Genomic DNA, 12,451 nt, shown 5'->3' on the forward strand with positions numbered 1-12,451 from the left:
CGGCGGAGACGCCGGGAGGAGAAGCAGATGACCCAGAAGACCAGCATCCTCGGACGCATCAGCCAGCTGGCCAAGGCCAACATCAACGCGTTGATCGACCGGGCCGAGGACCCAGAGAAGATGATCAACCAGCTCGTCACCGACTTCACCAACTCGATCGCCGAGGCGGAGGAGGCCGTTGCCCAGACCATCGCCAACACCCGTATGGCCGAGCAGGACCTGCAGATCGACAAGGACGCCGCGCGCGAGTGGGGCCACAAGGCCGCTGCCGCTTCGGCGAAGGCCGACGAGCTGCGCGCCGCGAGCGACACTGCCGGCGCCGACAAGTTCGACAACCTCGCCAAGGTGGCCCTGTCGCGACAGATCGGCTACGAGCGCGAGGTCAAGGAGGGCGAGCCGCGCATCGCCCAGATGAACGCGACGGTCGACCAGCTCAAGGCCGGCCTGACGACCATGCGCACCAAGCTCGAGGACCTGCAGAACCGGAGGTCCCAGCTCGTCGCCCGGGCCCGGGCTGCGGAGGCCCAGGCGCAGGTGCAGGAGTCGATGGGGGCCATCGACGTCATGGACCCGACGAGCGAGCTGTCGCGCTTCGAGGACAAGATCCGCACGCAGGAGGCGATGGTGCAGGGCCGCGCCGAGGCCCGCGCCACGACGCTCGAGGACCAGTTCGCCGAGCTCGAGGACCACGGCGACGACGCCGAGGTCGAGGCCCGGCTCGCCGCCCTCAAGGGCGGGGCCGGCGGATGAGTCACGAGCGCGGCAGCGCCTAGGCCGAAGGGAGGATGCGGCCGTCGCGGAGCACCACGTCCGCGGCGGCCGCCCCAGCGGCGACGAGCACGGCGTTGGCCTCGTCGGAGCGGTGCACCCACTCCACGGCGTCGTCCGGCTCACGACCGGCTGCCACGTGGCGGGCGACCAGCCGGTCGCGCCGCACGTCGTCCGCCAGCGCGCAGAACCACACCTCGTCGAGCAGGGCCCGCACCGCACGCCACGGGCCGCCGTCGAGCAGCAGGTAGTTGCCCTCGGTCAGCACGACATCCGCGCCGGCCGGCACCGTGATCGAGTCGGGCACCGGCTCGCCCTCCGCGTGGTCGAAGCTCGGCGCGGTGACCACCGGGCGAGCAGGGTCGCGGACGGCGGCCAGCACCGCGGCATACGCGTGGGCGTCGAAGGTGTCGGGGGCGCCCTTGCGGTCACGCCTCCCGAGCCGGTCGAGCTCGGCGTTGGTCAGGTGGAAGCCGTCCATGGGCACGTGCGCCACGCGGCCGGCGAGGCCGGGCCGGTCCTCGGCGGCGGCGAGCAGGTCGAGGACGAGCGAGGTCTTACCGGCCCCCGGCGGCCCCGCGACCCCGACGACCACGCGGCGGCGGTGCTGTCCGCACAGGCGTTCGACGCGGTCGAGGAGGCGGTTGACGTCGGGGGTCATGTCAGGACCAGACCCCGAGGACCGACCCGCCGATGCGGATGATGAACGCGACCAGCACGATGATGAAGACGATGCGCACGAACGCGCTGCCCTTGGCCACCGCGGTCCGGGCGCCGGTGTAGCCCCCGGCCAGGTTCATCACCGCCATCACCGCACCAACCTTCCACATGACGTGCCCGCCCGGGATGAAGACGACCAGCGCGCCGAGGTTGGTGGCGAAGTTGGCGATCTTGGCCTTGGCGCTGGCCTCGAGGAACGCGTAGCCCATGAGGCCCACCAGGGCGAAGACCATGAAGGAGCCGGTGCCGGGCCCGAGGGCGCCGTCGTAGACGCCGATGCAGAAGCCGGTCAGCATCGCGATGACCGTGTGCTTGTGGCCGTCGAACCGCAGCGCGGTCTCGTGGCCCATCTTCGGCCGGGCGACGGTGTAGGCACCGACCACGACGAGCATGACGAGGATGATCGGGTTGAACGCGCTCTTGGGTATGTGCAGCCCGATGAGAGCACCGCCCACCGCTCCGAGGAAGGCCACGGCCGCCATGGGCAGGGCGGTCCGCAGGTCGGGCCGCACCCGGCGCACGTAGGTCAGCGAGCTGGTCGCGGTGCCGAAGATCGACCCGAACTTGTTTGTCGCGAGCAGCTGGGCCGGGGTGGCACCGGGGAAGCCGAGCAGCAGGGCGGGCAGCTGGATCAGCCCCCCGCCACCGACGACCGCATCGATCCAGCCGGCGCTGAAGGCGGCCACGGCCATCAGCGCCAAGGTGGTCAGGTCGGGATCCGGCACGGGGCTACCGCGACAGCTCCGCCAGCCACCCGTCGACGATGTCGAGGATGTCGAGCAGCTCGTGGGCCTTGGCGTCGGGGGTGGCGTCGACCGACACCTGCTGGTCGAGCGGGATGTCGGAGTGCGGGATCCAGATGGCGCGCATGCCGACCTGCTGCGGCCCGTGGACGTCCTCGAACAGCCGGTCGCCGACGTAGACCGACCGCTCGGGAGCCACCCCGACGGAGGCGCACGCGGCCCGGAACGCGTCCGGGTGGGGCTTCACCACGTGGATCTCGGAGGAGTACACGTCGCCGTCGAGCAGGTGCAACACGCCGTCGCGCTGGAACACCTCGCGGTGGAAGGCACGGGTCCAGATGGTGTTGGAGAGCACGCCCACGCGGATGCCGCGGTCGCGCAGCCCCTCCCACAACGGTCGCACCTGCGGGTCGGTGTGGGTGTGCGGCTCCCAGAAGCGCCGGTATGCCGCGAGCGCCAGGTGGTGCCGGTCGTGCCCCGGGTCGACGCCGGCCTCCTCGAGGATGGCGGCGATCGAGGCGCTCTCGTGCGTGGACCTGCCGCGCTTCCAGGCACGCTCCTCCGCCTCGTGGATGCGCAGGGCGAGGCTGTCCGCCTCCGCGAGGTCCTCGGCGGGCATCGCGGTGTCCTCGATGGCCAGGCCGTGCACCTCGCGGGCGAAGACGCGCCACTGCTGCGGCAGGTCGACCTCGTGCCAGGGCGTCAGCGTGCCGCCCCAGTCGAAGATGACCGCCTCGATGGCCGGGGTGCGCTCGCTCACTCCCCCGCTCCGCGGACGGCTCCGGCCACCGTCGCCACGACGTCGTCGACGGCCACCTCGGTGCGCTCGCCGGTGCGGCGGTCCTTGATCTCGACCTTGCCCTCGGCGAGGCCGCGGCCGACGACGACGATGGTCGGCACGCCGATGAGCTCGGAGTCCTTGAACTTCACGCCCGGGCTGACGCCCTTGCGGTCGTCGTAGATGACCTCGAGCCCCTCGCCCTCGAGGGCCCGGGCGATCTCGGCGGCCCTGACGAAGACCTCGTCGTCCTTGCCGGTGGCCACGAGGTGGACGTCGGCGGGGCTGATCTCGCGGGGCCAGACCAGGCCGAGCTCGTCGTGGTTGCCCTCGGCGACGGCGGCCACCGCGCGCGAGACCCCGACCCCGTAGGAGCCCATCGTCACGACGACGAGCCTGCCGTTCTGGTCGAGCACCTTCAGGTCGAGCGCCTCGGCGTACTTCCGGCCCAGCTGGAAGATGTGGCCCATCTCGATGCCGCGGGCGGTCTCGAGCACGTGCCCGCAGCTGGGGCACTCGTCGCCCGCGCGCACCTCGGCGGCCTCGATGGTGCCGTCAGCGGTGAAGTCGCGGCCGACCACCAGGTCGAGGACGTGCTTGCCGGGCTCGTTGGCGCCGGTGACCCAGCGGGTGCCCTCGACGACGCGCGGGTCGAGGAGGTAGCGCACCTTGGCGGTGCCGGTCTCGCCGAGCGCACCGGGCCCGATGTAGCCCTTGACCAGCGCCGAGTTCTCGGCGAACGCCTTCTCATCGAAGGCCTCGACCTCGGCGGGGGCCACCTGGGCCTCGAGTCGCTTCTCGTCGATCTCGCGGTCACCGGGCACGCCGATGGCCAGCGGCTCGCGGTGGCCGTCGGGGTAGGCGAGCGTGACGAGCACGTTCTTGAGGGTGTCGGCCGCGGTCCAGGATCGGTCCGCGCGCGGGAAGCGCTCGTTGAGGTGGTCGACCAGCGTCTCGATCGTCGGGGTGTCCGGGGTGTCCTCGACGTGCGCCGCAGGCGCGTCGTCGTACGGCAGCGCGTCGGGCACCGGCACCCGCACGGCCTCGACGTTCGCGGCATACCCACAGCTGGTGCAGCGCACGTAGGTGTCCTCGCCGTGCTCGGCGGTGGCGAGGAACTCCTCGGACTTGCTGCCGCCCATGGCGCCCGCCATCGCCTCGACGATGACGTAGTGGAAGCCGAGGCGGTTGAAGATGCGGACGTAGGCCTCGCGGTGCAGCTGGTAGGCCTTCTCCAAGCCGGCCTCGTCGACGTCGAAGGAGTAGGAGTCCTTCATCACGAACTCGCGGCCGCGCAGAAGGCCGGCGCGGGGGCGCGCCTCGTCGCGGTACTTCGTCTGGATCTGGTACAGCGACAGCGGCAGGTCCTTGTAGGACGAGAACAGGTCCTTGACCGTGAGGGTGAACATCTCCTCGTGGGTCGGTCCGAGCAGGTAGTCGGCGTCCTTGCGGTCCTTGAGGCGGAAGATGTTGTCGCCGTACTCCTCCCAGCGGCCGGTCGCCTCGAAGGGCTCCTTCGGCAGCAGGGCGGGGAAGAGCAGCTCCTGGGCGCCGATGGCGTCCATCTCCTCGCGGACGATCTGCTCGACGTTGCGCAGGACCTTCAGGCCGAGGGGCAGCCAGGTGTAGATGCCGGGGCTGACGCGGCGGATGTAGCCCGCCCGGACCAGCAGCTTGTGGCTCGGCAGCTCGGCATCGGCCGGGTCCTCGCGAAGGGTTCGCAGGAACAGGGCGGACATGCGCAGAACCACTGGAGTCTCCTCAGGGGGTGTCGGAACCACCCGAGGATATCGGTCGGGCTCGCACTCCCGGCACCGCGGCGTGCTCCGGCTCGGCGTAGCGGCCCGGCTGCCGTGGACGGTGAAGCCCAGCCTCTCGTAGAGCGCGCTGGCGCTGGGGTTGTCGACGTTGACGCGCTCCGTCCTCGCGGAGACACGCCTGGGTCAGGCGGCGCAGCCCGGGCAGGTCGGCCTCCGTGAGAGGCGCCCACGCGAGTCCGGGCACTCAGAACCTGCCGGCAGCGCGCAGGGCTGCGCGGATCAGGGGGACCTGCAGCGGCAGCCGGGCGAGGGTCGCCGCGAAGGTCGCCTTGGCGGTCGTGTCGTCGCGGCTCGCCGCTCGCCTCCCGTGGCTGACGCTCATCTGGACGTTGCCGGGAAACACCGCGAGCAGCAGTGCGGCGCTCGCCCAGCCCGCGGCGCGGCGCGTGCGGGGGTGGAGCAGACCGGCGGCGCAGACGAGCTCCGCGACGCCGGAGGCGTAGACAAGCCCGCGCCGGGTCGGCAGGGCTCGGGGCACGAGCGGCTCGAAGACGTCGGGCTTGACCAGATGCGTGACTCCCGAGACGAGGAACAGCCCCGCCAGGCCGGCGATGTCCCTCGTGAGGGCCGGGGGCTCCGTGGTCCGGACCAGGTCGGGGAGGTCAGCGCTCATGCGGCCATCCTGTCAGACCCCCGGGGGCCGATCCGGTGCCTCGGTGTCAGAGCAGGACGGTGGTGAAGGAGCCGACGTCCTCGAAACCCACATGGGCGTAGGTGGCCCGGGCGCTGGTGTTGAAGTCGTTGACGTAGAGCGTGACCCACGGCGCACGCGCGTCCATGACCTGCTCCACCACGGCTGCCATGGCCGGCACCGCGATCCCCTGGCCGCGCAGGCGAGGGGCCAGCCACACGCCCTGGATCTGAGCGCAGCCCAGCGCCACGGAGCCGATGTCGGCCTTGAAGACGACCTCGCCGTCCTCGACGATCACGTAGGTGTGCTGCCGCTCGATGAGCGCGAGGAGCGACGTGCGGTAGGCGTGCCCGCTGCCGGTGTAGGGCGCGTAGCCGATCTCGGCGGTGAACATGTGGGCCGCGGCGGGCAGGACGAGGTCGACCTCGTCGGGGCTGGCCGGCCGCACCCTGGGGTCGAGCGGCACGCCGAGCTCGGAGGGTCGCTCCATGGTGCTCATCAGGGGCTGGTGCGGTCGCACGGCGCGGGCCGGGCCCCAGGACGGCGACAGCAGCCGCCACAGCTCGTTCACCTGCTCGGTGGGGCCGAGCAGGGAGGCGCAGTGGCGGCGCCAGCGGCGCACACGCTCGGCGAAGGCGGGGATGCTGTCGGCGTCGGCGGCGACGGGCACGAGGTTGGCGCTGGCCCAGCACAGCGACTGGAGCCGACCGTCCTCCCGGTAGCCGAGGAGCGTGCCGGGCTGGCTGCTGAGCACCCCTTCGAGGATGCGCGCCGCCACGAAGACGTTGGCGGCGAGGTCACGGCTGCAGAGCTCGAGCGCGTCGTCGCGGTCGGCTGTGGTCAGCGCCTGCACAGGCGACTTGGTGCGCAGCACGGGGCCAGCCTATGTGCTGGCGTGCTCGGCGGGCGCGTCATTGAGCCCTTGACTACGGTCGGCACCATGCGCATCGGCAGGAACCTCGAGGTCCGACCGCTCGGCGGCCTGCCCGGCTGCCTGGCCATGATCCTCTTCTCGATCGTGGCCTCGATCCTGCTCACGGTGCTGCTGAACCTGTTTCTCCGCTGACGCTGTCGGCGCCGATCGCGGACGCTGTCCACACAAGGACCGCGCCGCCGCCACGTCGTCCACAGACGGTGACGCTCGGGTTGCCTTTCAAGCATCGGTATGCAGTCGAATCCCCTTGTGCGCCACTGTTTTCCGCGCAGGTGTGGTCCATCTGGGTTGTCGGTGGTCGCCCCTACTGTGGTCGTCATGGAGGGGAAGCAGCTGCGTCTGAGCCTGGCGGAGCGCCGGGCGGTGCTGGCTGCTGCGCGGGAGGCACTGGTCGGGTTCGACGCCGAGCTGTGGCAGGCACCGTCAGGTGGTGGGCCCGACTGCCTGGCCGGGCTGCTCGGTGAGGTCGACGCACTCGGTGTGGCCTGCGGCACCGCGATGGTGGCGGTGGTCGGTGAGGCCATGGGCCGCGGTGAGACTGCCGGTGGGGCGGCGGCGATGTCGGTGACCCAGTGGGTGCGCCATCACGCGCCGTCGACCAGGGCCGGCGGCGCCGGGACCATCGTCAGCGTCGCGCTGGCGTTCCAGAAGCGGGTCAACGCCCCGGTGAAGGAGGCGGTGGACGCGGGCCGGTTGCCGGTGAGGTCGGCGGCGGCGGTGGTCTCGGAGGCGGACAAGCTGCGGCCGTTGCTGGCCGAGGGCGTCGAGCCCCCTGTGCTCGAGGGCCTGGTCAGCCTGGCCGAGCAGCACGGGCCGTCCGGGTGCCGGATGCTGCGTGACGCCCTGCTGGCCAGGTACGGACGCCAGGGGGTGCTGCAGGACCAGCAGAACCTGGGCAAGTCCTTCATCTCCCTCTCACAGCCGCAGGACACCGGCGCGGAGACGTTCGAGTACCGGCTGACCCTCGACGTCGAGGGCAAGGCAGTCCTGGAGGCCGCGCTGGGGCCGTTGTCGGCGCCGAAGCCGGTCGACGGGGAACGCGACCTGCGCTCCAGCGACCGCAGACGGGGCGACGCCCTGGTGACGTTGGTGCGGCGGGCGGTGGCGGCCGGGGACGAGGTGGGCAGGACGAACAAGACCACCCTGCTGCTGACCATGGACTTCGAGTCGCTCAAGGCCGGGCTCGGCGCGGCGACCACCCTGGGTAGTCTCGACGCCGGCACCCACCTCGCCCCGGAGACGGTGCGCCGGTTGTGCTGCGACGGCTCGGTCATCCCGATCGTCCTGGGCGGCCGGGGTGAGGTCGTGGACTGGGGGCTGGAGAAGCGGTACGAACGCAGTCGCCCAGACCAAGCGGCTCTGGCTCCGCGACGGCGGGTGCACCTACCCCGGCTGCGATGCCCCGCCGCAGTGGACCGACGCCCACCACCTGGTCCACTGGGCAGATGCCGGCCCCTCGAACCTGGGCAACGCTGCCCTGCTGTGCGAGCGGCACCACACGGTCGTGCACAGCCGCCGCTACGCCGGCCGGGTCGTGCGCGACGCGCACGGCGAACGGGTCGAGTGGGACCTGGTCCGCGGCTCCTACGACGAGCTCCTGGCCCGTCGTGCCGCGCAGGAGCCAGCGTGACCCCGCCCCACACCCCGCCAACCCCGGCGGGGTGTCACGCGTGGATGCGGTCAGCGCGTGAGCGAGACCTGGGCATCCAGGGTGAGGTCGCCGGGGCTGTTGCCGCGCTGGTGCACCTCGATGGCCAGCGAGTTGGTGCCCGTCACGACGGCACCGGAAGGCAGGCTGATCGTCACCGGCGTCGTCTCGTCGTCTCCGCCCACCGCCGTGGCCGCCTTGGTCGTGAAGGTGACCGCACCGGAGGGCATGTTCGACCGGGCGACCTCGACGCCGTTCAGGTAGACCACCGCGCCGTCGTCCCGGAGCAGGTCGAGGGTCACGGCCGTGACGGGGTCGCCGGCCGGCACGGAGAACGAGGTGCGGAAGTAGTAGGTGTTGCGCCCGTTGGTCGCGGGGATGGTGGTGGCGTTGCGGTTGCGGAAGCCGAGGTCGCCCACACCGGTCGGCCAGGCGGAGTCGTCGTAGGTCGCGGCTCGCCACGCGGTGCCCAGGTCGCCGCCGGTGGCCAGGTAGCGCCACGTGGACCCGAAGGGCAGGACCGTCCCCCCGCCGCCACCGCCGCCGCCGCCGCCGCCGCCGAAGACGCTGTTGCGGGCCACAGGCGTGCCCCCCGTGGTGCTGGCGGCCCAGCTGGAGGAGTCGGCGTTGTCGAGCGCCGGGTCCTTGAGCTCCAGGGAGGAGCCAACGCCCACCGACGGCCACGGCGCCGCGGCCGAGTAGGCGACCTCGTCGACCAGCCTGCTCCCCTGCCGGAGGCGCACCGTGCCACCGGTGTCGCCGAGCGAGCCGGGGTACTCACCGCCCACCCACAGGGCAGGGCCGTGCACCGACCGGAACGTCGGGTCGTCCTTGACGAACACGGCATACGCACCGGGAAGGAGCACGGTGCCGGGCGGGATGGCGTAGGTGCCGACACCCTCGAGGACCCAGTCGGACAGGTCCACGGACTCGGTGGTCGAGGGGTTGTGGAGCTCGACGTACTCGGCTGCGGGGTTCGCGGGCGCGTACTGGATCTCGTTGATGACCACCGCCGGTGCGCTGGTCTGCGAGATCGGGATCTCCCCCGGCCCGGTGTGGGCCGCGATCTGGTCGCGGCGCTCCTGCACCCCGTCGACGACCTTCTGCCGGCTGTTCGTCAACGAGGGCGTGCCCCACCGCTGCCGGTCCAGCGAGATGTCGCTCGCGCAGCAGGTGGTCCAGGAGTCGAAGGTGCCGAGCAGGCCGTTTCCGACGAGGAAGCGGTCGTGCAGGGTGCGGACCCTGCGGAAGTGCATGGCCTTGACCTCGGGGATCGCCAGGAGCGAGGCGTGCAGCTTGTTGAAACTGGTGGTCGGCGTGACGAGGTCGCCCTTGCCGTCGCGGCCCGCCGAGAAGATGCCGTCGAGGTCCCAGTGCAGCAGGCGCCAGCGACCGTCGCCCTCCACGTCCCGCACGATGTAGAAGTTCTTCCCGCCGACGTCCCACTGCCGCATCGCGACGACCAGCGCCATGAAGTTGACCATCTGGCTGATGTCGACGTGCTCGTGGAGCCACGCCCGCTTGGCCGCCGAGTCGGGCTTGGCCAGCCACTGCGTCAGCTCCCAGGCATCGGTGTAGTCGCCCTCGCCGTTCTTCTTGTCGAGGTCCAGGGACGCCTCGAGCTCTGCCGGGGTGGCATAGGTGCGCAGCCCACCGGCATCGACCTTGTAGATGGCCCAGTCGTCGTAGCCGCGCTGGCCGCGCCACACGTTGTCGTACTTCTCGAGCAGCTCGACGACGCTGTAGAAGTCGCCGTTGCGGTGGGTGCGCACCATCGAGTATCTCAGCGGGGCGTTGCCCGCTTCCTCGACCATCTTCCACCCCAGCCCGGGGATGGGGGCGTTCTTGCTGTTGAGGGCGAACTCGTCCATCGGGTAGGCGTACGGCTCGCCGAGGTCGATGAGGTGCCCCTTGGGCAGGGTGACGTCCCACTTGACCTTGGCGTCGGTGCAGCTGCTCTGGCCGCGGATATGCATCAGCGCACCGTCGAACACCTTGCCCTGCCAGGCGATGACGGCGGGCGCGTCGACCCCGTCGCACCGGTGGTTGGTGAGCAGGTCGTTGTAGTCGGCGTCGGCCATGAACCACTCGAGCACCCGGTACCGGGCCGTGTCCTGCTCGGGGTCAGTGGCGACGACGCCCTCGTAGCGCCGCGAGTCCCCGGCCGGCGGGTGGGCCGCGGTCGAGGAGCCGGCCACGACGTCGACGCGGTAGCGCAGCAGCTGGCCGGCCGGGACGCCGGGGACCGTCGCGGCATACACGCCGTCGCCCGCCCCTCCGGGGCTCGCCGCGTCGTCGAGCATCGGTCGGGTCGTGTCCGGCCCGAACATGGCCTTCGTGGTCAGGGTGACGGCCGCACCGAGGGTGGCGCGGGCGCTGACGGTGACGGCCTCGTTCGGCGCCGGGCGCTGTGGCGAGGCGGTGACCTGGCTGATGCCGGCCGGCGGGTTCAGCTCGACCGAGTTCACCGCCCGCGGCGTGCCGTAGGCGGCCTGGCTCGGTGCCCAGCTCGCCGCGTGGGCATTGTCGGCTGAGAGGCCGAGCAGCTCGAGGGAGGGGCCTGCCCCGTCGGGCGAGACCGGCCAGGGTGCCGCGTCGTCGTAGGTGACCTCGTCGACCACCGCCGAGGAGTCGTCGACGAGGGTCACCTGCTCCCCACCGTTGGAGAGGCTGGTGCCGGCGAAGGTGAAGTCCGGTGCGAAGCCGTAGCGCTGTTCGAAGACCGCCGCGTCGGGCGCACCCACGACCCGCGAGCGGCCCGGGACCACCGTCCCGGCGGGGAACGGCGCCGCGAGCGTGATGCCCGCCCCGAAAGACCACCCCGAGATGTCGACCGGGTCGCTCCCGCGGTTGGCGAGCTCGATGAACTCCAAGGGGTCGGGGTCGACCGCGTGGTACATCAGCTCGGAGATCACGATGTCGGAGGGTGCCGCGCTGGCGCCCGTCGGCTGGGCCACGGCGAGCCCGCCGACGACCGTGGCGGCCGCGCAGAGCGCAGCCAGTCGCTGTGTGGTCCGAACGCCCATGGCACACCCCTCGTGGTCGTGCCATGCAGTCTTCCTACGCACCCTCCCGGGCCACAGCGCAGTTCTCCGTAGGGCGCCTACGCAGATCGGTCGAGGCACCGCCCGGTTCGCACTACTCCGGCGCGAACACACACACGAGCGGTCCAGCCCCCTTCCCGAGGCTGGGGGGCGTGGGTGGCCGTGGGTCAGCCGACGGTGACGCTCGGTGCGCCCGCGCTCTCCTCGTCGATGGGCTCCCCCATCTCCTCGGCGATGCGCATGGCCTCCTCGATGAGCGTCTCGACGATCTGGGACTCGGGCACGGTCTTGATGACCTCGCCCTTGACGAAGATCTGGCCCTTGCCGTTGCCCGAGGCCACGCCGAGGTCGGCCTCGCGGGCCTCACCGGGGCCGTTGACGACACAGCCCATGACCGCCACGCGCAGCGGCACGGTCATGCCCTCGAGGCCGGCGGTCACCTCGTCGGCGAGCTTGTAGACGTCGACCTGGGCCCGGCCGCACGAGGGGCAGGAGACGATCTCGAGCTTGCGCGGCTTGAGGTTGAGCGACTGGAGGATCTGGTTGCCCACCTTGACCTCCTCGACGGGAGGCGCGGACAGCGAGACGCGGATGGTGTCACCGATGCCCTTCGACAGCAGCGCGCCGAAGGCGGTGGCCGACTTGATGGTGCCCTGGAACGCCGGGCCGGCCTCGGTCACGCCGAGGTGCAGCGGCCAGTCGCCCCGCTCGGAGAGCATCTCGTAGGCGCGGACCATGACGACCGGGTCGTTGTGCTTCACCGAGATCTTGAAGTCGTGGAAGTCGTGCTCCTCGAAGAGGCTGGCCTCCCACACCGCCGACTCCACGAGCGCCTCGGCCGTGGGCTTGCCGTACTTCTCGAGCAGCCGGCGGTCGAGCGAGCCCGCGTTGACACCGATGCGGATCGAGACGCCGGCGTCCTTGGCCGCCCGGGCGATCTCCTTGACCTGGTCGTCGAACTTGCGGATGTTGCCGGGGTTCACCCTCACCGCTGCGCAGCCGGCGTCGATCGCGGCGAAGACGTACTTCGGCTGGAAGTGGATGTCGGCGATCACCGGGATCTGCGACTTGCGGGCGATCGCCGGCAGCGCGTCGGCGTCGTCCTGGCTGGGGCAGGCAACCCGCACGATGTCGCAGCCGGATGCCGTGAGCTCGGCGATCTGCTGGAGGGTCGCGTTGATGTCCGTGGTCGGCGTGGTGCACATGGACTGCACCGAGATGGGGGCGTCGCCCCCGACCTCGACCTTGCCCACCCGGATCTTGCGGGTCTTGCGGCGCGGGGCCAGCACGGGGGCGGGGGCGGAGGGCATGCCAAGCGAGACGGTCATGGAGGAAGTATCTCCCAGGTGTCGTGGAGGGCCGTGT

General features: G+C 71.4%; 12 protein-coding genes. 3 read left to right on the top strand and 9 right to left on the bottom strand.

The genetic code is table 11. The features are described from left to right. The first annotated feature begins 27 nt into the window (after positions 1-27). A complete protein-coding gene (locus P2F65_RS02935; RefSeq protein ID WP_275803986.1) occupies positions 28-750 on the top strand; it encodes a PspA/IM30 family protein in 723 nt (240 codons plus the stop codon). A 19-nt stretch (positions 751-769) separates the two neighbouring features. On the opposite strand, the gene P2F65_RS02940 is transcribed toward P2F65_RS02935, so the two are convergent. The 6 genes from P2F65_RS02940 to P2F65_RS02965 all read right to left on the bottom strand — a co-directional run bounded on the left by P2F65_RS02940 (position 770) and on the right by P2F65_RS02965 (position 6,334). After that, positions 770-1,429 (bottom strand): nucleoside/nucleotide kinase family protein, encoded by a 660-nt coding sequence (locus P2F65_RS02940; protein ID WP_275803988.1) that lies wholly within the window; start codon positions 1,427-1,429, stop codon positions 770-772. 1 nt (position 1,430) lies between these two features. Continuing rightward, positions 1,431-2,213 carry a TSUP family transporter gene (locus P2F65_RS02945; RefSeq protein WP_275803990.1) on the bottom strand — a complete coding sequence of 261 codons (783 nt, stop codon included), beginning with the start codon at positions 2,211-2,213 and terminating at the stop codon, positions 1,431-1,433. A 4-nt stretch (positions 2,214-2,217) separates the two neighbouring features. After that, complete coding sequence (locus P2F65_RS02950; RefSeq protein WP_275803992.1) at positions 2,218-2,991, bottom strand: HAD family hydrolase; 774 nt, start codon at positions 2,989-2,991, stop codon at positions 2,218-2,220. Beyond that, positions 2,988-4,760, bottom strand: coding sequence for a proline--tRNA ligase (locus P2F65_RS02955; protein ID WP_275803994.1), 1,773 nt, complete (start codon positions 4,758-4,760; stop codon positions 2,988-2,990). Before P2F65_RS02955 ends, P2F65_RS02950 begins: the two co-directional genes overlap by 4 nt. 253 nt (positions 4,761-5,013) lie before the next feature. Further along, positions 5,014-5,442: a MauE/DoxX family redox-associated membrane protein gene (locus P2F65_RS02960; RefSeq protein WP_275803996.1), complete on the bottom strand. Its 429-nt coding sequence runs from the start codon at positions 5,440-5,442 to the stop codon at positions 5,014-5,016. A 46-nt stretch (positions 5,443-5,488) separates the two neighbouring features. After that, positions 5,489-6,334, bottom strand: a complete 846-nt coding sequence (locus P2F65_RS02965; RefSeq protein ID WP_275803998.1) for a GNAT family N-acetyltransferase — start codon at positions 6,332-6,334, stop codon at positions 5,489-5,491. Between the two features lie 66 nt (positions 6,335-6,400). Between P2F65_RS02965 and P2F65_RS02970 the strand changes: the two genes are divergently transcribed. Then, positions 6,401-6,526, top strand: coding sequence for a hypothetical protein (locus P2F65_RS02970; protein WP_275804000.1), 126 nt, complete (start codon positions 6,401-6,403; stop codon positions 6,524-6,526). Between the two features lie 452 nt (positions 6,527-6,978). Here P2F65_RS02970 and P2F65_RS02975 read toward each other — a convergent pair whose 3' ends face one another. Further along, positions 6,979-7,131 carry a hypothetical protein gene (locus P2F65_RS02975; RefSeq protein ID WP_275804002.1) on the bottom strand — a complete coding sequence of 51 codons (153 nt, stop codon included), beginning with the start codon at positions 7,129-7,131 and terminating at the stop codon, positions 6,979-6,981. A 560-nt stretch (positions 7,132-7,691) separates the two neighbouring features. Between P2F65_RS02975 and P2F65_RS02980 the strand changes: the two genes are divergently transcribed. After that, a complete protein-coding gene (locus P2F65_RS02980; protein ID WP_275804004.1) occupies positions 7,692-8,024 on the top strand; it encodes an HNH endonuclease signature motif containing protein in 333 nt (110 codons plus the stop codon). 50 nt (positions 8,025-8,074) lie between these two features. On the opposite strand, the gene P2F65_RS02985 is transcribed toward P2F65_RS02980, so the two are convergent. Together P2F65_RS02985 and ispG are read right to left on the bottom strand one after the other, a co-directional pair. Continuing rightward, positions 8,075-11,068 carry a lamin tail domain-containing protein gene (locus P2F65_RS02985; protein ID WP_275804006.1) on the bottom strand — a complete coding sequence of 998 codons (2,994 nt, stop codon included), beginning with the start codon at positions 11,066-11,068 and terminating at the stop codon, positions 8,075-8,077. A 185-nt stretch (positions 11,069-11,253) separates the two neighbouring features. Beyond that, entirely contained in the window at positions 11,254-12,414 is a 1,161-nt protein-coding gene (ispG, locus tag P2F65_RS02990) for a flavodoxin-dependent (E)-4-hydroxy-3-methylbut-2-enyl-diphosphate synthase (RefSeq protein WP_275804008.1), read from the bottom strand. Positions 12,415-12,451: the final 37 nt, after the last annotated feature.

The sequence above is a fragment of the Knoellia sp. p5-6-4 genome (genome assembly GCF_029222705.1).
Classification (GTDB): Bacteria; Actinomycetota; Actinomycetes; order Actinomycetales; family Dermatophilaceae; genus Pedococcus_A.

Excerpts from the sequence above, each read along its gene's own strand:
- ispG (WP_275804008.1), bottom strand. The coding sequence starts at position 12,414 with ATGACCGTCTCGCTTGGCATGCCCTCCGCCCCCGCCCCCGTGCTGGCC.
- P2F65_RS02935 (WP_275803986.1), top strand. The coding sequence starts at position 28 with ATGACCCAGAAGACCAGCATCCTCGGACGCATCAGCCAGCTGGCCAAG.
- P2F65_RS02940 (WP_275803988.1), bottom strand. The coding sequence starts at position 1,429 with ATGACCCCCGACGTCAACCGCCTCCTCGACCGCGTCGAACGCCTGTGC.
- P2F65_RS02960 (WP_275803996.1), bottom strand. The coding sequence starts at position 5,442 with ATGAGCGCTGACCTCCCCGACCTGGTCCGGACCACGGAGCCCCCGGCC.
- P2F65_RS02970 (WP_275804000.1), top strand. The coding sequence starts at position 6,401 with ATGCGCATCGGCAGGAACCTCGAGGTCCGACCGCTCGGCGGCCTGCCC.
- P2F65_RS02985 (WP_275804006.1), bottom strand. The coding sequence starts at position 11,068 with ATGGGCGTTCGGACCACACAGCGACTGGCTGCGCTCTGCGCGGCCGCC.